The 26,989-nt window shown below is 41.0% G+C and carries 22 protein-coding genes and 3 tRNA genes; 12 read left to right on the top strand and 13 right to left on the bottom strand.

Annotated features, from left to right (window positions below; all coding sequences use genetic code 11):
* Positions 1-103: 103 nt before the first annotated feature.
* A complete protein-coding gene (adhE, locus tag GUY17_RS09945; RefSeq protein ID WP_101088386.1) occupies positions 104-2,701 on the top strand; it encodes a bifunctional acetaldehyde-CoA/alcohol dehydrogenase in 2,598 nt (865 codons plus the stop codon).
* A 161-nt stretch (positions 2,702-2,862) separates the two neighbouring features.
* Here the strand turns inward: adhE and GUY17_RS09940 are convergent, their stop codons facing one another.
* Positions 2,863-3,558, bottom strand: coding sequence for an aspartate/glutamate racemase family protein (locus GUY17_RS09940; protein WP_162023035.1), 696 nt, complete (start codon positions 3,556-3,558; stop codon positions 2,863-2,865).
* Positions 3,559-3,620: 62 nt separating this feature from the next.
* Between GUY17_RS09940 and GUY17_RS21295 the strand changes: the two genes are divergently transcribed.
* Positions 3,621-3,755 (top strand): hypothetical protein, encoded by a 135-nt coding sequence (locus GUY17_RS21295; protein WP_302476625.1) that lies wholly within the window; start codon positions 3,621-3,623, stop codon positions 3,753-3,755.
* Between the two features lie 73 nt (positions 3,756-3,828).
* On the opposite strand, the gene GUY17_RS09935 is transcribed toward GUY17_RS21295, so the two are convergent.
* The 5 genes from GUY17_RS09935 to zwf all read right to left on the bottom strand — a co-directional run bounded on the left by GUY17_RS09935 (position 3,829) and on the right by zwf (position 9,333).
* Positions 3,829-4,341 (bottom strand): DUF1993 family protein, encoded by a 513-nt coding sequence (locus GUY17_RS09935; RefSeq protein WP_162023034.1) that lies wholly within the window; start codon positions 4,339-4,341, stop codon positions 3,829-3,831.
* Positions 4,342-4,651: 310 nt separating this feature from the next.
* Positions 4,652-5,296, bottom strand: a complete 645-nt coding sequence (locus GUY17_RS09930; RefSeq protein ID WP_162023033.1) for a bifunctional 4-hydroxy-2-oxoglutarate aldolase/2-dehydro-3-deoxy-phosphogluconate aldolase — start codon at positions 5,294-5,296, stop codon at positions 4,652-4,654.
* Positions 5,297-5,317: 21 nt separating this feature from the next.
* The gene (gene edd, locus GUY17_RS09925) at positions 5,318-7,144 is read right to left on the bottom strand and encodes a phosphogluconate dehydratase (RefSeq protein WP_162023032.1); all 1,827 of its coding nucleotides are present in this window, start codon (positions 7,142-7,144) and stop codon (positions 5,318-5,320) included.
* 11 nt (positions 7,145-7,155) lie between these two features.
* On the bottom strand, positions 7,156-7,854 hold the full coding sequence (gene pgl, locus GUY17_RS09920; protein WP_162023031.1) for a 6-phosphogluconolactonase: 699 nt from the start codon (positions 7,852-7,854) through the stop codon (positions 7,156-7,158).
* A 9-nt stretch (positions 7,855-7,863) separates the two neighbouring features.
* Positions 7,864-9,333: a glucose-6-phosphate dehydrogenase gene (gene zwf / locus GUY17_RS09915; RefSeq protein ID WP_101088392.1), complete on the bottom strand. Its 1,470-nt coding sequence runs from the start codon at positions 9,331-9,333 to the stop codon at positions 7,864-7,866.
* A 337-nt stretch (positions 9,334-9,670) separates the two neighbouring features.
* Here zwf and GUY17_RS09910 point away from each other — a divergent pair, with 337 nt between their 5' ends.
* Both GUY17_RS09910 and pyk read left to right on the top strand, forming a co-directional pair.
* The gene (locus GUY17_RS09910) at positions 9,671-10,525 is read left to right on the top strand and encodes a MurR/RpiR family transcriptional regulator (protein ID WP_011637353.1); all 855 of its coding nucleotides are present in this window, start codon (positions 9,671-9,673) and stop codon (positions 10,523-10,525) included.
* A 425-nt stretch (positions 10,526-10,950) separates the two neighbouring features.
* Positions 10,951-12,390: a pyruvate kinase gene (gene pyk / locus GUY17_RS09905; RefSeq protein ID WP_101088393.1), complete on the top strand. Its 1,440-nt coding sequence runs from the start codon at positions 10,951-10,953 to the stop codon at positions 12,388-12,390.
* Between the two features lie 274 nt (positions 12,391-12,664).
* Here the strand turns inward: pyk and GUY17_RS09900 are convergent, their stop codons facing one another.
* Both GUY17_RS09900 and GUY17_RS09895 read right to left on the bottom strand, forming a co-directional pair.
* Positions 12,665-14,941, bottom strand: a complete 2,277-nt coding sequence (locus GUY17_RS09900; protein WP_162023030.1) for an acyl-CoA dehydrogenase — start codon at positions 14,939-14,941, stop codon at positions 12,665-12,667.
* 11 nt (positions 14,942-14,952) lie between these two features.
* Positions 14,953-15,594, bottom strand: coding sequence for a TetR/AcrR family transcriptional regulator (locus GUY17_RS09895; protein WP_101088395.1), 642 nt, complete (start codon positions 15,592-15,594; stop codon positions 14,953-14,955).
* 195 nt (positions 15,595-15,789) lie between these two features.
* Here GUY17_RS09895 and GUY17_RS09890 point away from each other — a divergent pair, with 195 nt between their 5' ends.
* Complete coding sequence (locus tag GUY17_RS09890; protein ID WP_162023029.1) at positions 15,790-17,631, top strand: M2 family metallopeptidase; 1,842 nt, start codon at positions 15,790-15,792, stop codon at positions 17,629-17,631.
* A gap of 237 nt (positions 17,632-17,868) precedes the next feature.
* Here the strand turns inward: GUY17_RS09890 and smrA are convergent, their stop codons facing one another.
* Positions 17,869-18,471 (bottom strand): DNA endonuclease SmrA, encoded by a 603-nt coding sequence (gene smrA, locus GUY17_RS09885; RefSeq protein WP_162023028.1) that lies wholly within the window; start codon positions 18,469-18,471, stop codon positions 17,869-17,871.
* Between the two features lie 124 nt (positions 18,472-18,595).
* On the opposite strand from smrA, the gene GUY17_RS09880 reads away from it, so the two are divergent.
* Together GUY17_RS09880 and GUY17_RS09875 are read left to right on the top strand one after the other, a co-directional pair.
* Complete coding sequence (locus tag GUY17_RS09880; RefSeq protein WP_254439895.1) at positions 18,596-19,198, top strand: DUF4440 domain-containing protein; 603 nt, start codon at positions 18,596-18,598, stop codon at positions 19,196-19,198.
* On the top strand, positions 19,188-19,679 hold the full coding sequence (locus GUY17_RS09875; protein ID WP_101088398.1) for a YchJ family protein: 492 nt from the start codon (positions 19,188-19,190) through the stop codon (positions 19,677-19,679). Before GUY17_RS09880 ends, GUY17_RS09875 begins: the two co-directional genes overlap by 11 nt.
* 198 nt (positions 19,680-19,877) lie before the next feature.
* Here GUY17_RS09875 and GUY17_RS09870 read toward each other — a convergent pair whose 3' ends face one another.
* The 3 genes from GUY17_RS09870 to GUY17_RS09860 form a co-directional block, all read right to left on the bottom strand.
* Positions 19,878-22,118: an EAL domain-containing protein gene (locus GUY17_RS09870; protein WP_162023027.1), complete on the bottom strand. Its 2,241-nt coding sequence runs from the start codon at positions 22,116-22,118 to the stop codon at positions 19,878-19,880.
* 339 nt (positions 22,119-22,457) lie between these two features.
* Entirely contained in the window at positions 22,458-22,745 is a 288-nt protein-coding gene (locus GUY17_RS09865) for a DUF406 family protein (protein ID WP_162023026.1), read from the bottom strand.
* Positions 22,746-22,876: 131 nt separating this feature from the next.
* On the bottom strand, positions 22,877-23,374 hold the full coding sequence (locus tag GUY17_RS09860; RefSeq protein ID WP_101088401.1) for a VC2046/SO_2500 family protein: 498 nt from the start codon (positions 23,372-23,374) through the stop codon (positions 22,877-22,879).
* A gap of 125 nt (positions 23,375-23,499) precedes the next feature.
* On the opposite strand from GUY17_RS09860, the gene GUY17_RS09855 reads away from it, so the two are divergent.
* From GUY17_RS09855 to GUY17_RS09840, 4 genes are all read left to right on the top strand, one after another.
* Positions 23,500-23,584 (top strand) — tRNA-Tyr (locus GUY17_RS09855).
* An 89-nt stretch (positions 23,585-23,673) separates the two neighbouring features.
* Positions 23,674-23,758: transfer RNA gene (locus tag GUY17_RS09850), tRNA-Tyr, on the top strand.
* A 30-nt stretch (positions 23,759-23,788) separates the two neighbouring features.
* Positions 23,789-23,873, top strand: a tRNA-Tyr gene (locus GUY17_RS09845).
* A gap of 320 nt (positions 23,874-24,193) precedes the next feature.
* Positions 24,194-25,255, top strand: a complete 1,062-nt coding sequence (locus GUY17_RS09840; RefSeq protein ID WP_162023025.1) for a PLP-dependent cysteine synthase family protein — start codon at positions 24,194-24,196, stop codon at positions 25,253-25,255.
* A 90-nt stretch (positions 25,256-25,345) separates the two neighbouring features.
* Here the strand turns inward: GUY17_RS09840 and queE are convergent, their stop codons facing one another.
* The gene (queE, locus tag GUY17_RS09835) at positions 25,346-26,014 is read right to left on the bottom strand and encodes a 7-carboxy-7-deazaguanine synthase QueE (RefSeq protein WP_162023024.1); all 669 of its coding nucleotides are present in this window, start codon (positions 26,012-26,014) and stop codon (positions 25,346-25,348) included.
* A 210-nt stretch (positions 26,015-26,224) separates the two neighbouring features.
* Between queE and queC the strand changes: the two genes are divergently transcribed.
* Positions 26,225-26,932, top strand: a complete 708-nt coding sequence (queC, locus tag GUY17_RS09830; protein ID WP_162023023.1) for a 7-cyano-7-deazaguanine synthase QueC — start codon at positions 26,225-26,227, stop codon at positions 26,930-26,932.
* Positions 26,933-26,989 lie beyond the last annotated feature (57 nt).

Raw genomic sequence — 26,989 nt, 5'->3', positions numbered from 1 at the left:
TTTGTGGTCATCATCACAGCAAATAGCGCATTAAAGTTGTAATTTTATTTACAAAGAATATTTTGCAAAACTGATTTGTTGAATATTTTTAAAGGAAACCACTATGACAGTTACCAATACACAAGAGCTTGATTTATTAGTTGAGCGCGTTGCCAAAGCTCAAGCCGAGTTTGCAAACTTTAGCCAAGAAAAAGTCGATACTATCTTTAGAGCGGCTGCTTTAGCTGCAGCAGATGCACGCATATCTCTGGCAAAAATGGCCGTAACCGAAACCGGCATGGGTGTATTAGAAGATAAAGTGATTAAAAACCACTTCGCATCTGAATACATTTATAACAAATACAAAGATGAAAAAACCTGCGGTATTTTATCTGAGGACTTAACCTTCGGTACCATTACTATTGCAGAGCCGGTCGGAATTATTTGCGGTATTGTCCCCACAACTAACCCTACTTCTACTGCTATTTTTAAAGCGCTTATTAGCTTAAAAACCCGTAATGGCATTATTTTCTCACCACACCCAAGAGCTAAAAACTCAACGACTACAGCGGCTAAAATTGTATTAGATGCCGCAGTTGCAGCAGGTGCACCTAAAGATATTATTGGCTGGATTGACCAACCAAGCGTGGCATTGTCTAATCAGTTAATGACTCATGCAAAAGTTAACCTCATTTTAGCCACCGGTGGACCAGGCATGGTTAAAGCAGCGTATTCATCAGGTAAACCAGCCATTGGTGTTGGCGCAGGTAATACACCCATTGTTATCGATGAAACAGCAGACATCAAACGCGCGGTAAGCTCTATATTAATGTCAAAGACCTTTGACAATGGTGTGGTATGTGCTTCTGAACAAGCGGTGATTGTAGTCGACAGCATTTATAAGCAAGTTAAAGAGCGTTTTATCAGTCACGGTGGTCATATTCTGTCTAAAGCAGAAACTGCGGCAATGCAAAGTGTCATCCTTAAAAACGGTGGCCTTAATGCCGATATCGTTGGCCAGAGTGCTGTTGCGATAGCCGCAATGGCAGGTTTTGAAGTGCCTAGTACCACCAAAGTGCTTATTGGTGAAGTGACTGATATTGATGATGCTGAAGCCTTTGCTCACGAGAAATTATCTCCGTTATTAGGGATGTATAAAGCAAAAGACTTTAATGAGGCAATGGACAAAGCGGAAGCCTTAGTTACCTTGGGCGGTATTGGTCATACATCTGGTTTATATACCAATCAAGACACCCAGGATGAGCGTGTTAAAGCCTTTGGTTTTAGAATGAAAACAGCCCGTATTTTGATTAACACACCTGCTTCACAAGGTGGTATCGGTGACTTATATAACTTCAAGCTAGCACCATCGTTAACACTAGGTTGTGGTTCATGGGGCGGTAATTCAATTTCTGAGAACGTCGGACCAAGTCACTTAATCAATAAAAAAATGGTCGCTAAGAGGGCTGAAAACATGTTGTGGCATAAGCTTCCATCATCTATTTATTTCCGTCGCGGTAGCTTACCAATAGCACTTGAAGAGTTAAGTGATAAAAAACGCGCGCTGATCATCACTGACAAGTTTTTATTTAATAACGGTTACTGTAATGAAACCTTAAAAATTCTGAAAGCACAGGGGCTTGAAACCGAAATTTTTTATGAAGTAGAAGCTGACCCAACCTTAGCCATTGTGCGCCAAGGCGCTAAAGTTGCGCAAAGCTTCCAACCTGATGTGATTATTGCATTAGGCGGTGGTTCGCCAATGGATGCTGCTAAAATCATTTGGGTTATGTACGAACATCCTGAAGTTGATTTTGCCGATCTAGCGCTGCGTTTCATGGACATTCGTAAACGTATTTATAAATTTCCTAAGATGGGCGTTAAAGCTCAAATGGTTGCCATTCCGACAACCTCAGGTACTGGATCAGAAGTGACTCCTTTTGCCGTGGTAACCGATGAAGTAACCGGAAAGAAATACCCTATTGCTGACTATCAATTAACGCCGAACATGGCGATTGTCGATCCTAACTTAGTCATGGACATGCCAAAATCACTGACCGCTTTTGGTGGTATTGATGCTGTCACACATGCGTTAGAAGCTTATGTGAGCGTGATGGCAAACGAATACAGTGATGGCCAAGCACTGCAGGCATTAGACCTATTATTTAAGTACCTTCCGGACTCTTATGAATTTGGTGCTAAAGCACCCGTTGCTCGTGAAAAAGTCCATAATGGTGCCACCATAGCCGGTATTGCTTTTGCCAATGCATTCTTAGGCGTTTGTCACTCAATGGCGCACAAATTAGGTGCTGAGTTTCACTTAGCTCATGGTTTGGCTAATGCATTATTAATCTCTAACGTGATCCGCTTTAACGCGACAGATATGCCAACCAAGCAAGCAGCATTTAGTCAATACGACCGCCCTAAAGCCTTATGTCGTTATGCGGCCATTGCAGATTATTTAAAGCTAGGCGGTAAAACGGATGCTCAAAAAGTTGAAAAACTGATTGAGAAAATCGAACAGCTAAAAACAACGATTGGTATTCCTGCATCAATTCAAGATGCTGGCGTTAATGAAGCAGATTTTATCGCCAAACTGGATGAACTGGCTGAAGATGCATTTGATGATCAGTGTACTGGCGCCAATCCACGTTACCCGTTGATTAAAGAGCTAAAACAAGTGTTATTAGACAGCTTCTATGGCCGAGCTTATAAAGACTAGTCGATTCGATAATAAGCAGTAAGCTTTTAACATTACGCCTTACCATATTGTAAGGCGTTTTTTATGTCTTAAACATGCATCCGAAAACGAGTCTGTTTCAAATCAACACGGCTAGCGGAGCAAAGTGTCGTTTACAATCTGTTGATTATCTCGAAAACTGTCTACTGAGATAATGCCAGCATAACGGCCTTATTGGCATGTATTTGAGTCGTATCATACAAAGGAACATGGGTATGTTGCTGCTGCACTAGCAAGGCTATTTCAGTACAACCTAAAATTACCGCCTCAGCTCCTTGTGCATATAATTTATCAATAATACCAAGATAGCATTGCCGTGATTGCGGATTAATCGTGCCCAGACATAACTCTTGATATATCACGTCATGGATTAATGTTTGCTCGTCTGATGAAGGTACTAGTACTTCAATGGGATAGTTATCGCTTATCCGCTGCTTATAAAAGTCCTGTTCCATGGTAAAGCGCGTGCCGAGTAGGCCGACTTTACTGATCCCATCGGCTAACAACACCTCAGCAGTGGCATCAGCAATATGCAAAATGGGTATAGAGATTTGTGCTTGGATCTCATCAGCCACTTTGTGCATGGTATTGGTACAAATCAACAAAAAATCTGCCCCGCCAGCTTCAACCGCTTTCGCTGCAGTCGATAAGTGAATAGCAGTGTCATTCCACAACCCCTTATGTTGTAGGGTTTCTATTTCAGCAAAATCAACACTGTATAAACAAATCTTGGCTGAATGCAGTCCGCCTAGGGCAGACTTCACGCCTTGATTAATGGCTTTGTAGTAATTGAGTGTCGACTCCCAACTCATACCACCTATCATACCGATTGTTTTCATACTCACTCCGGTCACTGAATGCTGTAGGTCTATAAAGACATTATTATCATGATAGAAACATAATGTGGGATAACAAGCTTAATGGCGGATCGATATTGTCTATTTCAGGCTTAGGTCGATTAACCGCTTTGTGGCTCCAAGGTGTCATGACTGAAGATAAATACCTGACTGTGGTAGATTCATTTTTAGGTAGATAACAAAAAACCAGCTAATGCTGGTTTTATTCTAGCCATATAAAATGGTGCTATCAATGGATAAGTGTTTTGTTGGTTACGACTTAAATGGCATTGCACCTAAGTAGTCTTTTTTGCCCACTTCAACACCATTATGACGCAAAATTGCATAGGTAGTGGTCACATGGAAATAAATATTAGGAATGGCATGTTCAAAAGCGAAATCACGCCCAGTAAGATATTTATCTTCCCAACGACGATGAGTAATTTTACGCGTTTCTGCACCAGCAAAGTCTTCGGCTGTAAACGTGGCTAAATAATCGACAACAGAAGCGATACGAGTTTGTAACTCCGCTAATGTCGTCTCATTATCTTCATGTTTTGGCGCACTATCTTCTTGGCCAGTTAAACGCGCGACGGCTAATTTGGCTGTATCGCACGCAATTTGCACTTGGCGAGTTAAGTTAAATTGATCAGGCGCTAAACGTGAATTAAGTAACACCGACATTTCAATTTTTTTAGCTTCTGCAAAGCCTTCACCTTTGACAAGGATTGCACTTAGGTTATTAAGCATTTTACTAAATTGTACAACCGTTAAATCATAAAGCATGGAGAATACCTCTTAATATGAATGAACTTGCTTTGTTATCGACTTAAACCATCAATAAATTTGTGTTAAATCATTCATCATCATTTTATGGAATCGCGATGAATGGTGCTGCTATGAAAAGTTTATCTCACATATCATAGTGATTAATGATTAATGATTAATGATTAATGATAAATGATTAGTGATTAATGAGTATTTTAGTAAGCTTCATCAATGTGCTAAACATTATACGGTTTCTAATAAAACACCAGTAAATGCATATAAAAAAACCAGCAGATGCTGGTTTTTGAATCATCACACAATAAAGAGATTACAGTGCAGCAAGCGCTTCTTTACACAGTTGGGTAATGCGATCCCACTCTTCGTTGTCTACTGCATCAGTCGGTGCTATCCAGCTACCGCCAATACAATCAACATTTGATAGTGCTAAGTAATCTTTATAAGTCGCAGGGCTAATACCGCCTGTTGGACAGAAACGAATATCAGACAATGGGCCAGAGAATGATTTCAGTGCATTGACGCCACCAGAAGCTTCTGCTGGGAAAAACTTGAAGTGAGTGTAACCCAACTCCATACCCACCATGATCTCAGAAATACTAGCCACACCAGGAATCAATGGCACAGTACCTTTCTTGGCTGCTTTTAGTAAATCAATCGTTGCACCAGGAGTGATAATAAACTGTGAACCAGCAGCAACCGCTTGGTTTAGCTGAGCTTCATTTAAAATAGTCCCTGCACCAACAAGTGCTTCAGGTACTTCTTTAGCAATCTTTGCAATCGCTTCAAGGGCGCAAGGTGTACGAAGCGTAACTTCAAGTACACTAATACCGCCAGCCACTAAGGCTTTTGCTAAAGGCACAGCATGTTCAATTTTATTAATGACCATGACCGGAACTACCGGGCTGCGTTTAAACACGTCATGTGGTTGAAACAACCAGTTATTAGGCTCAATCATATTACCGACTTCCTTTTATTTTTAATATAATTCATCAATAGCGTTAGTACTGCGAGCACCTGTTTCAGGGCTGCTTAAACTACGTCGAAGCGCGCCAAACAATTCACGGCCCATGCCATAACTTGAATGATGCAAATCCACTTTACCTGCAGTTCGACTTGCAAGTGTTTTCTCGTCTACAAACAGGGTTAATTCACCCGTTGTCGCATCAACACGAATCACATCGCCGTTTTCAACTTTGGCAATCAGACCACCATCAAGTGCTTCTGGGGTTAAATGAATTGCAGCAGGAACCTTACCAGAGGCTCCAGACATACGGCCATCGGTGACCAACGCCACTTTGAAACCTTTGTCTTGTAAGGTGCCTAAATAAGGTGTGAGCTTGTGAAGCTCAGGCATACCATTAGCTTTAGGGCCTTGACCTCGAACAACCACAACACAATCTCTGTCAAGCTCGCCTGCCTGAAATAGTGCGTCGAGTTTGTTTTGATCATCAATCACAATCGCAGGACCTTCAATCACACGATTATTATCAGGTACTGCAGACACTTTAATCACCGCACGACCTAAATTACCTTTCAATAATTTCAAGCCGCCATTGCTTTGGAACGGTGTAGCAAGGTGGGTTAATACTTCTTTGTCTAAGCTTTCTGTCACACCATCAACCCACTTAAGTTCGCCATCAAGCAAACGAGGTTCTTGGGTATAACGACGCAAGCCGTAACCAGCAACGGTATTGACATCTTCATGCAATAAACCGCCATCAAGTAACTCTTTAATCAACAATGCCATGCCGCCAGCAGCGTGGAAGTGATTAATATCGGCATGACCATTTGGATATACGCGGGCTAATAATGGTACTGCATCAGATAAATCAGAAAAATCATCCCAATTAACGATAATGCCTGCGGCGCGAGCTGCTGCGACAATGTGCATGGTTAAGTTAGTTGAACCACCTGTCGCAAGAATACCCACAATGCCGTTCACTACTGACTTTTCAGATACCACTTCACCAATTGGTGTGTACTGAGTGCCCATTGACGTTAAACGACAAACTTGTTTAGCAGCCATTTTGCTCAATTCATCACGTAATGGATCGTCAGGATTAACAAACGATGAACCAGGTAATTGTAAGCCCATAATTTCAAGCATTAACTGGTTAGAGTTAGCCGTACCATAGAAAGTACAAGTGCCAGCGCTATGATATGACTTAGCTTCAGCTTCAAGCAGTACAGCACGATCAACTTGCCCTTGAGCAAATTGTTGACGAATACGTGCTTTTTCTTTGTTTGGAATACCCGACTTCATTGGCCCAGCAGGCACAAATAGCATCGGCAAATGACCAAAACTTAACGCGCCAATTAATAAACCCGGGACGATTTTGTCGCAAATACCCAGCAGTAACGCGCCATCAAACATGTTGTGCGATAAACCTATCGCAGTAGACATCGCAATGACTTCACGACTCAGTAGACTTAACTCCATGCCCGGCTGACCTTGGGTCACGCCGTCACACATAGCAGGAACACCGGCAGCAACCTGCGCCACACTGCCTACGTCCACACATGCTTGCTTAAGCATATTTGGATAGGTTTCGTAGGGTTGATGCGCTGACAACATGTCGTTAAATGCGGTTACGATACCAATATTGGCTTTCGTCAGTTGACGTAAAGAGTCTTTGTCCGCTGGCTGACAGGCCGCGAATCCATGAGCCAAATTGCCACAACTTAGGGCGCTACGATGAACACCTTTGGCTTTGGCATCGTTTAAGGCCGTTAAATACGTTGAACGAGACTGTTTACTGCGTGCGATAATTCTATCGGTGACGGCTTGTACTACTGAGTGCATGGTAAAACTCCTTACGCGCTATAGAACACATCAACGGGCGTTTTACGCTGCGCTAATACGGCTCTAATGGGCATTTGGGTAACATCATCATTCTCAAGAGCCTGATGATAAACAGTTAATTTTGGTTCTCCGACAAGATGCAAATAAATCTGACGACTATTTAAAATGGCATCTTTAGACAAAGTGATACGTGCATGTGGAGCCGTAGTCGGATTGACCGCAACACACAAAGCTTTAGTGGTTAATGCATTATCAAGTTCTGCGCTGCAAGGGAACCACGAACAAGTATGCCCATCAGTACCCATCCCCAATATCACCACATCAAAAGGACGCGGGAAATTAGCCAATGATTCGCTGGTCATATCGCAACCGGCTTCAGGGGTTGCGAACATATTTTTTAAACCACGAAACTTTCCACTGGCAGCGCGGTTTTGCAATAAATGCTCGCGAACCAACCTTTCATTTGAATCTTTTTCATCAGTGCCAACCCAACGTTCATCAGCCAAAGTGATATAAACATCACTCCAGTCGACGAGTTTATGGCTTAATAGCTCAAATAATTTCAACGGTGTTGAACCACCCGATACCACTAAGCTGGCTTTGCCACGAGTGTCGACAGCATCTTGTAATTGCTTCGCAATTTTGTCGGCTAATTTAGCTTCTAAATCAGCTGGAGTGTCGAACGATTTAAATACAGTATCTTTAATCATGTAAGCTCCCTACTCGTCCCAAGAACGACCATCTTTGGTTATCAATGCAACCGATGCCACAGGTCCCCATGTTCCACAAGGATAAGGCTTAGGCCTTTCGCCACTTTGTTCCCAAGACTGAATGATGCCATCGACCCATTTCCACGCTTGCTCAACTTCATCACGACGCACAAACAGCGCTTGATTACCAAGCATCGCTTCTAATAACAAACGTTCATATGCATCTGCAATACGTTCGTTTTTAAAAGTGTCACTGAAACTTAAATCAAGCTTGGTCGTTTGTAGACGTTGCTTTTGCTCAAGACCAGGAACTTTGTTCATCATCTGAATTTCAACCCCTTCATGAGGTTGTAAGCGGATGGTCAATTTGTTTGGTGGCAGATTACGTAAGCTTGCTCGGTACAAGTTATGCGGTGGGTTTTTAAAATACACCACAATTTCACTGCTCTTGAACGGCATACGCTTGCCACTACGTAAATAGAATGGCACACCAGCCCAACGCCAATTATCAATATCAACACGAAGTGCCACAAAGGTTTCGGTGTTTGATTGTGTATTGGCATCTTCTTCTTCGAGATAACCAGGAACAGGCGAGCCTTTTAAGAAACCCGCACTGTATTGACCACGAACGGTATTTTCATACACATTGTCTTGGTTAATTGGACGCAGTGACTTGAGTACTTTTACTTTTTCATCACGAATACTGTCAGCGTCTAAATTGACTGGAGGATCCATCGCAACCAAAGTTAACACTTGTAGTAAATGGTTTTGGATCATGTCACGCATTTGGCCTGCGCCATCAAAGTAGCCCCAGCGCCCTTCAATACCCACTTCTTCAGCTACAGTAATCTGGACATGATCAATCGTGCGATTATCCCACTTAGAGGCAAACAATGAGTTAGCAAAACGCAAAGCAATCAAGTTTTGTACTGTTTCTTTACCTAAGTAATGGTCTATGCGGTAAACCTGGTTCTCATTAAAGAACTCGGCAACTTGGTCATTAATCACATGCGATGATTCTAAATCGGTACCAATTGGCTTTTCCAGCACAACACGGGTATCAGATTGAATAAGGTCTTGTGCATGTAAACAACGGCAGATGGCACCGAAAATCGAAGGAGGTGTCGCGAAGTAGTTCACCATGACGCGTTTACTTGGTTCAAGTAAATCGTGGAAGGCACTGTAGCCTTCAGGATCTGTAAAATTAGTACCGATATAATGACAACGACTGAGGAAGCGCGCTAACGTTGTTGGGCAAAGTTCGTCTTTAACAAATGTATTTAGTGCTTTAGTAACGAGGGCGATAAACTCTTCTTGAGTGAATGCGTCTTTTGCTACACCGATTACCTTGGTTTCTTTATCAAGTAATTCTGCTTTATCTAGCTGATATAGAGAAGGTAATAATTTACGCCTAGCTAAATCGCCTTTTGTACCGAAAAGTACGAAGTCGCAAGCCTTGGCTCCAATTGATTTGCCCATTGCTGAAAGCTCTCCTAATAATATGTGTGTGTCATGTTCGAATTCGGTCGATGAATAAAAGCACACTTTTGTTGTAATATAACAACAGAATTTAAATATTGCATCTTTAATTTGCATTTATTCTATTGTTGTTAATCTAGTCATGTGTATCTATTATCTGCTATGATTTTCTACCAATTACAAGGCTTGAGAACCATTCAACCGTGATCTATGTCTTGAAAAATAACTACAGATTACTGTCAAAGGTAAATAAATAACTTAAATCACGTAATTCCTGTAAGTTATGATATAAAATTACATTACCTACTTTTAGCTACTTTTTAGCGGATGCTTGCTTATGAATACCCTTGAAAAGGTTCAAAAAAGCCTTACCCAATTTAGTAAATCGGAACGTAAAGTTGCCGAAGTCATATTAGCCTCACCGCAAACAGCTATACATTCAAGTATTGCCACATTAGCCAAAATGGCTGATGTTAGTGAACCAACTGTTAACCGATTTTGTCGTCGATTAGACACAAAAGGGTTCCCTGATTTTAAGTTACATTTGGCTCAAAGTCTTGCTAACGGTACACCTTATGTTAGTCGACATGTTGAAGAAGATGATACGCCTGAGTCGTACACAACAAAAATCTTCGAATCTTCAATGGCATCGCTCGATACTGCCCGTCAAAGTTTAGATACATCAGCGATAAATAAAGCGGTCGATATTCTCACTCAAGCCAAGACTATTTCGTTTTTTGGCCTTGGTGCATCAGCGTCTGTAGCCCACGATGCACAAAACAAGTTCTTTCGTTTTAATGTACCAGTAATATGCTTCGATGACGTGTTAATGCAGCGAATGAGCTGTATTAACTGTAATGAAGGCGACGTAGTCGTATTGATTTCGCATACTGGCCGGACTAAATCACTGATTGAAATAGCTCGTATTGCACGTGAAAACGGCGCTGCTGTGATTGGTATTACCGCCCGTAACTCACCATTGTCTTATGAGTGTACATTGCCTGTAACGATGGAAGTGCCCGAAGACACCGACATGTATTTACCGATGGCATCGCGCTTAGCGCAATTGGTTACTATAGATGTGTTGGCAACAGGCTTTACCTTACGCCGCGGCCCTCGTTTCCGTGATAATTTAAAACGTGTAAAAGAAGTGTTGAAAGAATCTCGTGTGAACAAGGATTTAACCATCTAAATTGATGGGCGGTTAAATAAACATATCTTATGGATTATTTAACTGCGTAAATTGTTTGTTTTAGGCTGCATAAAGATAGAGTCTATACTCTATAAAGTGATAATTTTGCATGAAGCTTTCAAGATAACTGGTAAATAATTACACAATTCAGTTATGTTTGATCGCGTAAAATCTCATCGACAGCAATCAAATATTGTTCTTAAGGCCAAACGGTTTAGTCTGTTTGGCCTTTTTTATTATAAAAATCGCTAATCTGTCACATAAATTACATATTAAAAACGATCATTTTGTTGGTAACTTTACTACATTTTCCCAGAATGTCTGTTAATATAGTTGCATCATTTAAGTGCTAAGATTGTTTAAGTACTTTAAATAACCAAATTCAATTTAACAAAAAATCTTTCTTATCATTAACGGAGTATCTTATGTTCCGCAGAACTAAAATCGTTACGACACTTGGACCAGCAACTGACCGCGATGACAATTTGCGTAAAATTATCGCCGCAGGAGCTAACGTTGTTAGACTTAACTTCTCACATGGTTCACCAGAAGATCATTTAAAACGTGCTACAGATACACGTAGAATCGCTAAAGAATTGGGCAAGCATGTCGCTATTTTAGGTGACTTACAAGGTCCTAAAATACGTATTTCTACCTTCAAAGATAACCAAAAAATCAAACTTAACTTAGGTGATAGCTTTATTCTTGATGCTGACTTAGCAAAAGGCGAAGGCGATGATAAACAAGTTGGTATTGATTACAAGCAATTGCCTAATGATGTAGTCATTGGCGATATACTAATGCTCGATGATGGTCGAGTACAGTTAAGAGTTGACCGTGTTGAAGGCCACAAAGTCTTCACAACGGTTACTGTAGCTGGCCCGTTATCTAATAACAAAGGCATCAATAAGAAAGGTGGCGGCTTAACCGCTCCGGCCCTAACTGAAAAAGACATGGCAGATATTAAAACTGCAGCCTTAATTGATGTTGATTTCTTAGCCGTATCATTCCCACGTACTGGTGCTGATCTTGATCTAGCACGTGCGTTAGCACTTGAAGCCGGCAGTAAAGCGCTAATTGTCGCTAAAGTTGAACGTGCTGAAGCCGTTGAAAGCGATGAAGCAATGGATGATGTTATCCGCGCATCAGATGTAGTCATGGTTGCTCGTGGTGATTTGGGTGTCGAAATTGGTGATGCTGCACTTGTTGCCGTACAAAAACGCCTAATTGAACGCTCGCGTCAACTCAACAAAGCTGTGATCACTGCGACCCAAATGATGGAGTCGATGATTACCAGCCCAATGCCAACACGTGCAGAAGTAATGGACGTGGCTAACGCAGTGTTAGACGGTACTGATGCGGTAATGCTTTCAGCAGAAACTGCCGCTGGTGACTTCCCTGAAGAAACCGTTATGGCAATGGCTAACGTTTGTTTAGGCGCTGAATTACACCCAAGTGTAAATGTATCTAAGCACCGCATGGATCAACGCTTCTCTTCTGTTGAAGAAACAATTGCCCTTTCAACCATGTATGCGGCTAACCATTTACCTGGCGTTAAAGCGATTATTTCGTTAACAGAATCTGGCGCGACAGCTAAATTAATGTCACGTATTAGCTCTGGTTTACCTATTTTTGCATTATCTCGTCATCAAAAGACATTAGCCAGCATGGCAATGTACCGTGGTGTACAACCAATTGAGTTTGACTCAACTGCGTACCCTGCCGATGAGCTAGCTAAAGAAGCATTAAATTGCATGGTGAACAGAGGTTATTTAGTCAGTGGTGATATGGTACTGATGACTAAAGGTGACGCGATGGAAACCATCGGTGGCACTAACACTTGCAAAGTGTTGATCGTTGCTTAATCAAGCCGAGCATAACGAGTAACATTCACTAACGTACATGCAGTGATATACACTCGTTAATAATAAAGCCAATCTTCGGATTGGCTTTTTTATCCGTTATTTTTGAGCTCTTGCGACATAGCGCAATAAAGTGACGTTAAACGTTGCAACCGCTTGTTCGCTTGTTCGCTTGTTCGCTTAACAGCTTCCCCCCAGAACGTGATGGATAAAAAAAGCCCCGACAAAGTCAGGGCCAATTTGTTTCAAAGATCTATATCAAATTAATCAACTGAGATTATAGTTTCTCAAAGTCATTCACGTTGATAGCAGCTAAACGTAATACGTCCGCCTCAACAAGCTGTTTATGCTCAGCTTCAGTGATAATGTCTTTCTCTAACGCCACGTCAAATAACTCAAGCATAGGAAGCTTAGATTTTATATGGCCACTACGTTGTGCCTTCTTAAGTTTCTTATACAAATCTTTCGCTGCATATTTAGCTAAGAACGCATTTTCAACTTCAGCAATACCACTAGTGTCACCTTCAAACTCTCCACAAAGGAAAGTAATGCGATCACGAGCAGGTCCAGGCTTAAGCATACCTTTGACTAAATCAACTGCATATTTATCACTTGGTGCATTGAAGTGGTTACCTAATGGGAAAATCAACACTCGTAGTAATACCGCAGCAATTTTACTCGGGAAATTACGAATCGCGTCATTAAGCGCTTTAGCCGCTAAATGTAAACGCTCAGTCATCACATAATGCACGGCTGGTAAATCATCTTGCTGACGACCATTGTCTTCAAACAGTTTTAACGTAGCAGATGCAAGATATAACTGACTTAGTACATCCCCCATACGCGCAGAAAGCATTTCTTTACGCTTAAGGTCCCCGCCCATAATTAACATCGATAAATCAGTCATAATGGCCAGTGACGAAGAGATACGCGTCATGTCACGATAATATTGCTGTGTAGGGCCACTCACTGGTGCACTGGCAAAACGACTGCCTGTTAATGCACTACCAAATGAACGTAATGCATTACCCATCGCATAACCAATGTGACCTAGCAACAAAGAATCAAAACGATCTAATGCAGAAGTTTCATCTTCCATTGCTGCGGCTTCCATTTCAGCCAAAACATATGGATGACAACGGGTTGCACCTTGACCAAAAATCATCAATGAACGAGTAAGAATGTTTGCACCTTCTACCGTAATTGAAATAGGTGTTGCCATATAAGCATGACCTAAGTAGTTTTTAGGCCCTAATTGAATACCTTTACCAGACTGAATGTCCATCGCATCTTCTAACACATCACGGCCTAGCTCTGTCATGTGGTATTTTGCAATGGCGGTCACCACTGAAGGTTTAACTTTTAAGTCGATACCTTGTGTGGTTAAACGTCGTGCAGCTTCCAGCTGGTAAGTATTGGCGATAATACGCGCCATCGCTTCTTGTACGCCTTCAAAAAGACCAATAGGCATACCAAACTGCTGACGAACGTAACTGTAGGCTGTGGTCGTTTTGGTACAGACATGGCCAGATGCGGTTGCCAGAGCAGGTAATGAGATACCACGTCCTGCAGATAAGCATTCAACCAGCATACGCCAGCCTTTACCGGCAAACTGTGGTCCACCAATAATCCAATCTAATGGAATAAATACATCTTCACCACTTGTTGTACCGTTCATAAACGCCATCATTAATGGGTTATGACGACGACCAATCTCAACACCTTTATGGTCAGTTGGGATCAACGCACACGTAATGCCTATGTTTTTAACGTCACCGAGTAAACCGTCCGGATCGCGCATTTGGAACGCTAAACCGAGCACGGTAGCAACTGGTGCTAAGGTGATATAGCGTTTGTTCCACGTTAGGCTTAAACCTAATGTCTCTTCGCCTTCAAATTCGCGCAGGCAAACAACACCGATATCGGGTATCGCACCAGCATCACTGCCCGCTTCTGGGCCCGTGAGCGCGAAACAGGGAATGTCTTTACCAACAGCAAGTGAAGGTAACCAACGCTCCTTTTGCTCTTGAGTACCATAATGGGTCAACAACTCTCCAGGGCCTAAAGAGTTAGGTACCATTACGGTCACGGCAGCACTGACACTACGCGTGGCTATTTTGGCTACAATCGTTGAGTTTGCATAAGCAGAAAACTCGCGTCCACCGTACTTTTTAGGAATGATTAACGCAAAGAAACCTTGTTCTTTAAAGTATTGCCATAACTCTGGCGGGAGATCTTTGCGATTATGGACGATATCAAAATCGTCGATCATGGTTAATGCGGTTTGAACTTGATTATCAATAAAGTCTTGTTCTTCAGCGCTTAACGTTGGTTTACCGTAGCTGTGTAAGGTATTCCAGTTTGGCTTTCCGCGGAATAACTCACCTTCCCACCAAACATCACCCGCCTCCATTGCTTCTTTCTCGGTACTCGACAAAGGAGGCAATACTTTTTTGAAAAACGAAAATACTGGACGCGTAATAAATTGCATCCTGATATTACGCACGCCAAAGAGGACAATGATCGCTATAACTAGCAATATGACGATACTCATTTTATACCTTCTTAGTTTGTTAACACAGGGACAGCAACGCCTGCTGCCATGTAGGGGATTACTTTACGGATAATGGCTTCAATATTGTTATGTTCACCATAATCTGCTGTGGCAATTTCATTTAATGCATCTGCAGAAGCCATAGTGAACACAATAGTCCCTAAAGTGAAGTGCAAACGCCAAAACATTTCTGCTGCAGGTATGTGAGGTGCACTGGCGGATACCGCTTGTACAAACGTCGCTAAATGCTCACCATAATGCGTGGTAATAAACCAGCGCAAATGACCTTGGCTTTCAATATAACCGCGACCTAACAGCTGCAAGAAAATAATCGTGCCACCGTTGCGTACTTTATTGAGTTCAAGTAACGGTTTAATTAAAGCAGAAAAAATCTCGTTTAGTGACGCATTCTCAGGCGCATGATGTATACGTTTAATCTCTACCGCGGCGCTTGGCATAAAGACATCTAAGTATCTTGCTAACACAGCTCGAATTAATTCTTTTTTTGAACCAAAATGGTAATTAACAGATGCCAAATTGACTTCAGCTTTGCTGGTGATCAGTCGTAACGACGTTTCAGAAAAACCTCTTTCAGCAAACAACTTTTCAGCTGCATCGAGTATTCTTGTTTTTGTATCAGTACGGCTTGCCATTCCCAGACCCAAGTTAATTTAAACACCCGTTTAAATTAATCATTGAGCGCACAGATGTCAATCGAAATTGTCAGCTTTCTTTATTAAGACAAATAACAAAAATCGTAACAACCACACCAGATTGTTAACTAATATGCAATACATGCTGTTTTTCGGTACACTGATGCCGATAATAAAAACAAGGATGCACACAACATGAACTTGCCTTTAAAACGACCGTCTCAAATTGCACTTATTGTTTCAATAGCATTAGGCTTAAGTGCCTGTAGCGACACGACTGCGACCACTCAGATACCTACTGAAAAGATAGATACTGCTGCGGCTATCGATTTTGTCAATAGAGCTGAAGCCGATTTAGCCAATTTATCAATTGAAGCTAATCGGGCTGAATGGATTTATTCCAATTTTATCACTGATGACACCGCGGCGTTGTCTGCCGCTATGGGTGAAAAAGTCACCTCAACATCCGTGCGCTATGCAACTGAAGCGGCGAAATATGCCAATGTAGAGCTTGATGCTGTTAATGCCAGAAAACTTAACAGCTTACGCAGTAGCCTTGTTTTACCAGCCCCTCTAGACCCAGCTAAAAACGCAGAACTTGCCAGCATCGCGTCTGAACTTAACGGGTTATATGGTAAAGGCAAATACTGCTTTGCCGACGGTCGCTGCCTCACTCAACCAGAGCTTTCCAATATAATGGCAGAGTCGAAAGACCCTGCATTGCTTTTAGAAGCTTGGAAAGGTTGGCGTGAAATAGCCAAACCAATGCGTCCACTATTTGAACGAGAAGTCGAATTAGCTAATCAAGGTGCACAAGATTTAGGCTACGCCGACTTATCTGAATTATGGCGAAGTCAGTATGACATGGAGCCAGAAGCATTCTCTGCCGAATTAGATCGTCTATGGGCACAAATTAAGCCTCTATATGATTCATTACATTGTTATGTTCGTGGTGAACTAAATGAGCAATACGGTGACGACGTTGCACCTAAAACAGGCCCTATCCCTGCACATTTATTGGGCAATATGTGGGCTCAGCAATGGGGCACGATTTATAATAGTGTCGCACCTAAAGATGCAGACCCAGGTTACAACGTTACCGAATTGTTAGCCCAGAATGGCTACGATGAAACAAAAATGGTCAAACAAGCTGAAGGCTTTTTCACTTCACTTGGCTTTGGTGCATTACCAGAAACATTCTGGACTCGCTCAATGTTTGTTCAACCTCAAGACCGTGATGTGGTGTGTCATGCATCTGCATGGGATTTAGATGACCAAGATGATCTTCGGATCAAGATGTGCATTCAGAAAAATGCTGAAGACTTTAGCGTTATTCATCACGAATTAGGCCATAACTTTTATCAACGTGCTTATAAAAATCAGCCGTTTATCTTTAAAAACTCTGCCAACGATGGTTTCCATGAAGCCATTGGTGACACGATTGCCTTATCGATTACCCCTAAATATTTGCAAAAAATTGGCTTGCTCGAAACCGTACCCGATGCGTCAAAAGACATCGGCTTATTGTTAAAGCAAGCATTAGATAAAATTGCCTTTATGCCTTTCGGTTTGATGATCGACCAATGGCGCTGGCAAGTATTTAACGGCACCATTAAACCGGAGCAATATAACCAAGCCTGGTGGGATTTACGCGAAAAGTACCAAGGTGTTAAAGCGCCAATTGAACGTACTGAAGCCGACTTCGACCCTGGTGCTAAATACCATGTTCCTGGTAATGTTCCCTATACGCGTTATTTCTTAGCGCATGTTTTGCAGTTCCAATTCCACAAAGCACTGTGTGATATTGCAGGTGATACCGGCCCAGTTCATCGCTGTAGCATTTATGGAAATAAAGAAGCGGGGGCTAAGTTGAATGAAATGCTCGAAATGGGCGCCAGCAAACCTTGGCCGGAAGCACTGAGTGTAGTGACGGGTTCCGATAAAATGGATGCCAAGGCAGTATTAGATTACTTTGCACCTTTGCAAGTGTGGTTAGATGAGCAAAATACCCAAGCTAATCGTCAGTGTGGCTGGTAACGCTAGTGATGACCAATTGTACTAATGAACTGTACTAATGATCTGTACTAATGATCTGTATTAAAGGGTTATAGCAATTGGTTGAATTAATAAATAATAGGGCTGAATCAGTAGCTGACTCAAATAAATGGTCACTCAGAAACTCGCATTTTATCATCTAATTAATTCACTCTTAAAAGGACGCCAATATAAATTGGCGTCCTTTTTATTTATACCGATAATTAATCAGCTTAAAACCTACCTAAAACCGCGACCTTTTCTATTCAGCTCACTATTTTCAATCTTTTTTTGCTGTGATTTTTTTAGCATCACAAATATAGCGCCAACGCCACCACTCTGTTTAGTAGCCGAATGGTATGCGATTACGGGGTCAATAAAGCGTAACCAATGACAGACTGCGGATTTAAGCAATCCTGGATAAGGTTTACTTTTATACCCCTTTCCATGGATAACCAGTATGTTACGTTCGCCGCGCTCATAAGCACTTAACACACAATTAAGTAAGCTTTCACGAGCCTGTAAAAGCCGATATTCATGTAAGTCTAATACGGTTTGAAAACGGTACTTTCCAAGACTAAGTTGTTTAAATACTTGGTCTTGGATGCCATCCATTTTATAACTCACCACATCGTCTGGCTTAAGGGGTGCAAATAAATAAGCCTCAGTGGGTAATAACTGTAACAACTCATGTTGCTCAGCTGCCGCTCGCTTTGCCAGTTGCGCATCTGTTAAACTTAATGGATTAAGCCATATTTGGGTGGTTTGTGGTTGATGTTCATATTTAAGAGGGGTCACATCGGCCATTTCTTGTAAAAATAATTCGTCATCACTTAACGACATATGTCACCTCCTACATACTTTGTAAAGATTCTATCCTTTAGCAAAGTTGCTCAATAATTTATAGTTGTGCTAACGGTATCGCTTGCCATTATTGATTTACATTAGATAAAAAGAGAATAATTCCTTGATAAGAATATTGACCATTTTGAATACGCTATGGCTATCTTCACTGCTTCTTGCAGTGAGCCTGTGCGTTAGCAGTTCGAATGTTTATGCCACTGAATCGATCCCTCACCAGGTTTTGAATGCCAATTTTACAAAATTGACTAACGCTTTTGAACAGCTCGATTTAGCCGCTATGGAAAACATATATACTGACGATGCAGTTTATATTTCTGAAACACAAGACAGAGGAATTATTAGCGGTAAAGAAAATATCCTCAACCTGTATAGCCGATTTTTTAATAAAATTAAACGTAAGAACGCTAAACTTGAAGTCGATTTTCGAGTACTTGTACGTTATAGCGAGCCAAATAGCGCAACTGACATCGGTTATTATTTAGTCCGTTTTCACCCAGGAAAAGAATCTGGCGAACCGGTCAGTGAGTTTGCCGGTAAATTTGTGACTGTGTTTACCAAAGACAGTAAACAACAGTGGAAAATTAGTGTCGACTCTAACACTCACGCCGCGCCACATTTTTACTATGACGCTAAACCAGTACCGAATCTTTATTACGGCCGACAATTTATCGCTGCCACGTCAAAAGAATTACCTGATGAACAATAGTGATTTATCCGCGATAAAGCAGGCATCTTGTCCGTGTGGTAGTAGTTTGCCCTACTACCAGTGCTGTGAAGCCTATCATGCCGGTCTTGTTGTAGCAGAGATGCCAGAGCGTTTAATGCGCTCTCGCTATAGTGCTTTTGTATTACGTCAGTTTAGCTACTTGATTGCCACGCATCATCCAGACTATTTACACGGTTTGACTGAACAACAGCTTGCCCAAGGTAAAACTCAGTGGTTAGGTTTACAGGTATTATCATCGAATCAACAGGCTGACTGTGGTGAAGTGACATTTAAAGCGTGGTTTATTGAAAATAAGCATATTGATGCGGTTTATGAATGTTCGTCATTTATCAAAAAAGATGGCTTATGGTTTTACACCGATGGACAGCAAATGCAAACTCGTTTACCCGGCAGAAATGATGCTTGTATCTGTTACAGCGGAAAAAAGTTTAAACAGTGTTGTGCTAAGCGCATGAGTTAACATCAATAGATAATGCTTAGCCCTTATTACTGATAATAAATACTGGTGCAGAGTGACGATGTAGATACTGAGCAATCGTAAAAACCATTATTTAAATGGGCACTAATTAACAATAGAGACGAAATAGCAATCGATGCGAGTTGCACAATCTTAATCGTCATCAGTAAAGTCCGATTCGCACAACAAGGAATACGCTGACTAAACCAATGAATTGCTCATTAATACTAACTTCTGCGGTTTAGACTCATGGGCATTAATAAACAAAGCAAAATCATTAACACGGATTGCAGGGCTATACAAAAATCCTTGTGCATGATGACAAGCACTTAATGTTAAAAACTCCTCTTGCTCTTTAGTTTCAACCCCTTCAGCAGTTAACGAAATATTCAATGCTTTTGCCATCGCGATAATCGCACTGACAATCTCACGACTTTCGTGGCTAGAAGATATATCCATGATAAACGAGCGATCAATTTTTAATTTAGATATCGGAAATTGCTTTAAGTACTTCATTGAACTGTAACCCGTCCCAAAGTCATCAATCGCTAAACCGACGCCTAACTCTGCCAACTCATGGCATAGATTGATAGCATATCGAATGTCACCCATGAGTTCAGTTTCAGTGATTTCAAGAATTAACGTTTTAGGCTTGATACGATAACGGGTGATTAAGCGCCAAACTTGTTCGTACAAGTTGCCACTAAAAAATTGCCTCGCAGCAACATTCACATGCATCGTAATATTGACGTTTTTATGCTGCCATAAATTCAGTTGCTTACAGGCCGTTTCTAATACCCATTCGCCAATTTGGTTAATCAACCCGGTTTGTTCTGCGATTTCGATAAACGCACCTGGATATAACACGCCTTTTTTAGGGTGATTCCAACGAATTAATGCTTCAGCGCCAATATACTGATTATGTTGTAAGTCCATTAAGGGTTGATAATACAACTCAAATTCTCGACCACGAATAGCACTATGTAAATCACGCTCTATTTCAGCGTTGGTGGTAAACGTTTCAAGTAGTGCTTCATTAAAAAACTGGTAATGTGCACCATTTTTCTTTTTAGCATGTTGTAAGGTAATATCGGCACAAGATAACGGGGCAAACATCCCAACAACAGACTTAATATCAACCACTGCAAGCGCCGGTTTTGGCTCAACTTTCTCACGCGAGATAACCGATGGCGCAGCTAGGTTCATATATAACCGGCTGATCATTTGTTCGACATCGGTCTCAGAGTGCATGGGTGGCAATAACACAGCAAATTCATCGCTACCTATTCTGGCAACATCAATAGCATTAACAGATACAGCAAAGTGTTTTAAGCGCCGTGCGATTTCGATTAAGAGGCTATCGCCTTGAACATGACCATGGGTATCGTTAAAGCGCTTGAAGCCTAATAAATCAATCAGAATCAGTATCCCAGCAGTGGCACGATCTAATTGAGGAGTAAAATGACTACGATTGTGCAAGCCTGTCAAAGAACAATGCCATGCTAAACGCTCTAATTCCGCTTTGTGTAAATATTCTGCCGAATTATCATAACTAGACACTAACGCATAATGCTTACCCTGCTCCGTTACAAACGGGGTAATATGGTAATTTAACCAATATTCACTGCCATCAATCCGCGCGAGCTTAAGGTTACCTTTAACAATCTCACTATTACGTAATTTACTGATTACATGGTCAAGTAATTGTGGGCTATGTCTAAAAATATCGAGACTCGATGCACTATGGTGCTCAACAGTTTCCCGTGGCAACCCAGTCATTTTCTCATGGGCACTATTAACATACTCGATGATTAGACTATCGGTATTCACCAGCATCACGACATGTTCGGATTGCTCGGTTGCATTGCGCAATAAGTAAATTTGTTCATTGCTATCATAGGTATAACGAGTCGCTAGCGTCAAAGCTAATTGGTCAGCACATTGAATAGCAAACTGAATATCAGATTTTATCCAATTAACCTTTTCACAGCTTTCAACCGATAACACACCTTCAATATGTCCATTAATTCGGATGGCAATATCGATACTGGTGACAATGTTATGATGTTGGTAGTAATCTGAAAATGTTTCAACGAGATTTATGTGCGAGTTATCAGAGGATAAAATATAACGGTGAGATCGTAATTCATTAAAATATTGAGGATCTATTGTGATGTGTCTCAGGTGAGATAAATGACTCAATGTTTCATCAATCTTACTGGCTACTAGAGTATGCTCACAAGTAAAATTGTCTTCATCATCAGCAGTAAAATCATCATTCGCAGATTGACTTACGAGAGTCCACACGGATACAAATGACGCAGCGAAATACTCACGCAGCAGTTGACACACTAACTCTGCAGTTTTTGAGAAATCACCTTGTTGTTTAGCACTGGAATTTACAATTAATTCCAATAAGTGCTGTTGCTCTTTTCGATTCATTTACATCCCGAAAAATGGCTTCATAACCCTAAATTTTTACATTATTAATCAGTACACTTGTTATTATTAGTTCTGAAAATCAGAATTAGAGTGATAATGTTACAATAATACATAGGGAGTGAAGTTCGCGTTAAAGGTATGAATAACGTTACATTATCATGCGCTACTATACCTTTTTGTTATGTAAAGCAGATTACACGCGATACTCAAAAACAGCAATCCTTTACTAATATATTGTTACGCTTTATTTGGATTGTTGACACGCTAAACCCACTCCCACAAAATGTGTTTAACATCAATTATATGACAGTGTATATTTCTAATACAAACGACTGAAATCTACAGTTGATTTTCAAGTTGAAAAATCATTTTCTCTACGCTGAACGCAAAATCAAGCTTCAAAGAAATAGTGCTATCTTCATCAATAATGTCCGCTTTAGTTTCAGGAAAACGATCTTGAGCCACTTGCAGCATAGATTGAGCTTGCAATAAGGCATCGTCTCCTACAAAGCTAAGCAGTAATAACGTATCTTCTGCTTCCACAACAGCGCCAATATCTACATAACTGCCGCATTCAGTACAACTGTCACTGACATTTCCTTGCTGCTGTTTAATTTGCTTAATCATTATGTCACCCCATCTGTTTGAACCACGTCAAATGGCAAATATAACTGAGTTTTGGCAAGCTTTTATTTGCCATGCTCACAATTATCAAAATTAAATGATAGTCTCAGGATTTTAGCCTGAAATCTCAGCAGTTAAGCCAGTTGTAAAGATAACGTATTAGATATTTTACGTTGCGTGCTGAGTTGTTCTAAAAAATGCATATCTTCTAATGGGGTGTGTTGTTGGTAAGCATTAATCGCTTTATGCTTAGTTAAGTAATCACAGTTACTTAATACTTCAACCATCGCATCAGATTGAGCGCCTCTTATCACTAGCGCTTCAGGTGTCAATGCTTGTTGTAGTTGAAACTGCCGTGCGCCTTGCTGCTGAAATAACATCGCGTTATCAATAGTGTCTGGGTGAATAGAAATATCATCTACTAATAACTGGGGTTGAGGTACAGAAAATTGTTGTCGCAGTTTTTGTGTGCTTTCTACATCATTATCTAACTGAAATTGAGCCATATCGCGAGCATCAACTGACAACATAGCCAATAGCAAACCAAATTCACCGCGACGATTGTTTTCAATCGCAACGTTTAATCGGCTCCCTATTTGTAACTCATTGACTAATGTTGACTCAATTTGCATATAAAAACATCACTACCACTGCTCGATGCTATTTTATCGACCAAACAGTCATAAACTTTAGTAAAATATTCAATTATCCACTTTACATATAAAAGGTTTCTGACTACTATGGCGACCGCAATTGAGGAGGGGTTCCCGAGTGGCCAAAGGGATCAGACTGTAAATCTGACGGCTCAGCCTTCGAAGGTTCGAATCCTTCTCCCTCCACCATTTGCGTTGCTTCAAAGTTCAAATCTAAAAGTGTTAAAGATGTAAAGAGTTAGAATGTAAAAAGAGAGTAAGAAAAAAAGAAAATATGTGGAGGGGTTCCCGAGTGGCCAAAGGGATCAGACTGTAAATCTGACGGCTCAGCCTTCGAAGGTTCGAATCCTTCTCCCTCCACCATCTTTCTTTTATTCCTATTTATCTTGCTGTGGAGGGGTTCCCGAGTGGCCAAAGGGATCAGACTGTAAATCTGACGGCTCAGCCTTCGAAGGTTCGAATCCTTCTCCCTCCACCATTTTACATTTTGCGATAGTTAATTGTATTTTAATGCAGATAACAATAAAAACACCATCAGATCAAGTGCTAGAATCATTCCTCCTGTCATTCTTGTCTCGTTAATACTTTCTGTTTTACCTTATCTCAGTGTTACAATTTATTGATATTCCTTACCTAATTATTTTCTGTATTACCTCGTGCTGTCATCTGTTGATTCTCCGCTACTGTCTTTCGTCTGCTATTTTTAATTAAATATGTTTGCTTATGTCGATAAACACTACTCTTAACTTTATATTTTAGTTATTATTTATTCCTTTTTGGAATAACGAGTATCATTGCATGTCATCTACTTGGGTCAATCAGGCCATCGCAAAAATAGAAGCCGATTTTCAACGGTCTGCAGACACCCATCTAATAAAATTAGATCTTCCACAACTTGTTGGAATAGACATTTATTTAAAAGATGAAAGTACTCATCCAACAGGTAGCTTGAAACATCGCTTAGCTCGATCACTGTTTCTATATGCGTTATGTAATGGCTGGATAAAAAAAGACACGCCCATTATTGAATCTTCATCTGGCAGTACCGCTGTTTCTGAAGCCTATTTTGCAAGATTACTTGGATTACCGTTTATCGCTGTCATGCCAAAAACGACTGCTAAAAAGAAGATTCAACAAATTGAATTTTATGGTGCGCGATGTCATTTTGTCGATAATGGTAGCCAAATGTATGCTGAATCAGAAAAATTAGCCGCTGAGTTGCAAGGCCATTATATGGACCAATTCACTTATGCTGAACGCGCCACCGATTGGCGGGGTAATAACAATATTGCTGATTCAATCTTTAACCAAATGGAAAAAGAGCCTCATCCTATTCCAAGTTGGATTGTCATGAGTCCAGGTACCGGTGGCACTAGCGCAACTATTGGTCGCTATATTCGTTATCAACAGCAACAAACGCAACTGTGCGTAGTCGATCCGGAAAACTCGGTATTCTACGATTACTTTCACAGTGGTGATGCGAGCATTATTAGCGATAAGAGCAGTAAAATAGAAGGAATTGGTCGGCCACGTGTTGAACCGTCATTTATTGCTGGTGTTGTTGACTGCATGATTAAGATCCCTGATGCCGCCTCTATCGCAACGATTCAGTGGTTAGAACAACTCATAGGGCGTAAAACGGGTGCATCTACTGGTACTAACTTATATGGGGCGTTGTTGCTGGCAACACAAATGCGTAATGAAGGTCAAACAGGCTCCATTGTGACCTTAATTTGTGATGCGGGTGAGCGCTATCTCGATACCTATTACAACCCGCAATGGATAGAAGACAATATAGGCTGTTTCGAACACTACCGAGAAAAACTCATCGCGTTTAATCAATCTGGTTTACTTGGTTAACCTGTTGAAATTAAAAAGCCGTTGAATATAGATTCAACGGCTTTTTGCTTAAATACTGTGTGTGGTCATCATTAGCTCTAAAAAACACATTTAATCAATATTCAGATATTTATGTGTTTGAATCGATAAACGCCAGTTACGGCTAATACACATCTTCATGGCAAGTTCTGTTGCGCGCGCCTTTTGGCTAATAGGTTGTAAGCAAATGGTTTTATCAGTGACATCAATATTCAGCAATAATTCATCTAACTCTTCAATATGGTGTTCAGTGGCGATCGGATGCTTAATTTCATTAGCACGATTTAATGCTTGTTCGAGTACCTTGTAGCCACCTTTCATATTGATTTTAGGTGATACAGTCACCCAAACATCTGTATGACATTTCACCTCAAAAGTACCACTGCTTTCTATTTGTACCTGATAACCAGATTCAATAAAAATCGTGGTTAATTCTGTTAAATCGTACAAACACGGCTCACCACCAGTTAGCACAATGTGCTTAGCAGTAAAGCCTTTATCTTGGAATGCTTGCACTAATGTGTGACCAGTATGAACAGCCCATCTGCCGATAGTGCCATCAACTTGAATCACTTGCTCGGCAGTCACTTTATTTTCGGGTAACACATCCCACGTTTGCTTAGTATCACACCATGCACAACCTACAGGACAACCCTGCAAGCGAACGAACAGTGCAGGAACACCAGTATATGTGCCCTCACCTTGTATTGTTTCAAATACTTCGTTAACGGGATATTTCATTGTTTACCTTACTTCTGCTGACAAGTATTGGCTACCTGGCTTATAACGGGGCGGCATTTATAGAGTATTTTAGCGTTAGCTGCAAGTATTTACACCTACAGCTTTGCAGTTGGGTCTGGCTTAGGTAACATATCAGTTCTATTTACCTGAACCACTAGGCGTTGATCACACCGATCTTACGAGTCAGTTCAGTACGTTAAGAGTATATCCATGTCAGATGCAAAGCAAAACACCCCAACTAAAGCCCTTGTTGTTTTCAGTGGCGGTCAAGATTCAACTACTTGCCTTATCCAGGCTTTATCTCAATATGATGAAGTGCATGGGATCACATTTGATTATGGTCAACGCCATCGTCAAGAAATCGAAGTGGCAAAATCTTTAGCAACAGAGTTGAAACTAGCTAGCCATAAAGTCATGGACACCACCTTATTAAACGAGTTAGCCATTTCAGCATTAACACGTGATGCTATACCGGTATCACATGAGTTGATGAATAATGGCTTGCCGAATACTTTTGTGCCTGGACGTAATATTTTATTTTTAACCTTAGCAGGCATCTACGCTTATCAATTGGGTTGCGATGCTATTATTACAGGCGTGTGTGAGACCGACTTTTCTGGCTATCCAGATTGTCGTAATGAATTTGTTCAATCAATGCAAAACTCATTAGCGCTAGGAATGGATAAACCCCTCAAGATAATTACTCCATTAATGTGGCTTAATAAAGCTGAAACCTGGGCGCTGGCTGATAAATATCAGCAATTAGCTTTAGTGCAACATCAAACGTTAACTTGCTATAACGGCATTATTGGTAAAGGTTGTGGTGATTGCCCCGCTTGTGTATTACGTCAACGTGGCCTAGATGATTACTTGCAAAATAGTCAATCAGTGATGGACTCATTAAACAGTAAGCTATAATAGTATCGATAACATGCTGTCACTAACCGTAACGGATTAATGCAACTCGGCGGCGCG

Source organism: Shewanella sp. Arc9-LZ (assembly GCF_010092445.1).
In the GTDB taxonomy this organism is placed as follows: domain Bacteria; phylum Pseudomonadota; class Gammaproteobacteria; order Enterobacterales; family Shewanellaceae; genus Shewanella.
The sequence above is the reverse complement of the archived record's forward strand: the minus strand, read 5'-3'. Positions and strand labels throughout refer to the sequence as shown.

What these genes read in the sequence shown, in the direction of transcription:
- adhE (WP_101088386.1), top strand. Translation starts at nt 104, where the DNA reads ATGACAGTTACCAATACACAAGAGCTTGATTTATTAGTTGAGCGCGTT.
- GUY17_RS09940 (WP_162023035.1), bottom strand. Translation starts at nt 3,558, where the DNA reads ATGAAAACAATCGGTATGATAGGTGGTATGAGTTGGGAGTCGACACTC.
- GUY17_RS21295 (WP_302476625.1), top strand. Translation starts at nt 3,621, where the DNA reads ATGTGGGATAACAAGCTTAATGGCGGATCGATATTGTCTATTTCAGGC.
- GUY17_RS09935 (WP_162023034.1), bottom strand. Translation starts at nt 4,341, where the DNA reads ATGCTTTATGATTTAACGGTTGTACAATTTAGTAAAATGCTTAATAAC.
- GUY17_RS09930 (WP_162023033.1), bottom strand. Translation starts at nt 5,296, where the DNA reads ATGATTGAGCCTAATAACTGGTTGTTTCAACCACATGACGTGTTTAAA.
- edd (WP_162023032.1), bottom strand. Translation starts at nt 7,144, where the DNA reads ATGCACTCAGTAGTACAAGCCGTCACCGATAGAATTATCGCACGCAGT.
- pgl (WP_162023031.1), bottom strand. Translation starts at nt 7,854, where the DNA reads ATGATTAAAGATACTGTATTTAAATCGTTCGACACTCCAGCTGATTTA.
- zwf (WP_101088392.1), bottom strand. Translation starts at nt 9,333, where the DNA reads ATGGGCAAATCAATTGGAGCCAAGGCTTGCGACTTCGTACTTTTCGGT.
- GUY17_RS09910 (WP_011637353.1), top strand. Translation starts at nt 9,671, where the DNA reads ATGAATACCCTTGAAAAGGTTCAAAAAAGCCTTACCCAATTTAGTAAA.
- pyk (WP_101088393.1), top strand. Translation starts at nt 10,951, where the DNA reads ATGTTCCGCAGAACTAAAATCGTTACGACACTTGGACCAGCAACTGAC.
- GUY17_RS09900 (WP_162023030.1), bottom strand. Translation starts at nt 14,941, where the DNA reads ATGAGTATCGTCATATTGCTAGTTATAGCGATCATTGTCCTCTTTGGC.
- GUY17_RS09895 (WP_101088395.1), bottom strand. Translation starts at nt 15,594, where the DNA reads ATGGCAAGCCGTACTGATACAAAAACAAGAATACTCGATGCAGCTGAA.
- GUY17_RS09890 (WP_162023029.1), top strand. Translation starts at nt 15,790, where the DNA reads ATGAACTTGCCTTTAAAACGACCGTCTCAAATTGCACTTATTGTTTCA.
- smrA (WP_162023028.1), bottom strand. Translation starts at nt 18,471, where the DNA reads ATGTCGTTAAGTGATGACGAATTATTTTTACAAGAAATGGCCGATGTG.
- GUY17_RS09875 (WP_101088398.1), top strand. Translation starts at nt 19,188, where the DNA reads ATGAACAATAGTGATTTATCCGCGATAAAGCAGGCATCTTGTCCGTGT.
- GUY17_RS09870 (WP_162023027.1), bottom strand. Translation starts at nt 22,118, where the DNA reads ATGAATCGAAAAGAGCAACAGCACTTATTGGAATTAATTGTAAATTCC.
- GUY17_RS09865 (WP_162023026.1), bottom strand. Translation starts at nt 22,745, where the DNA reads ATGATTAAGCAAATTAAACAGCAGCAAGGAAATGTCAGTGACAGTTGT.
- GUY17_RS09860 (WP_101088401.1), bottom strand. Translation starts at nt 23,374, where the DNA reads ATGCAAATTGAGTCAACATTAGTCAATGAGTTACAAATAGGGAGCCGA.
- GUY17_RS09840 (WP_162023025.1), top strand. Translation starts at nt 24,194, where the DNA reads ATGTCATCTACTTGGGTCAATCAGGCCATCGCAAAAATAGAAGCCGAT.
- queE (WP_162023024.1), bottom strand. Translation starts at nt 26,014, where the DNA reads ATGAAATATCCCGTTAACGAAGTATTTGAAACAATACAAGGTGAGGGC.
- queC (WP_162023023.1), top strand. Translation starts at nt 26,225, where the DNA reads ATGTCAGATGCAAAGCAAAACACCCCAACTAAAGCCCTTGTTGTTTTC.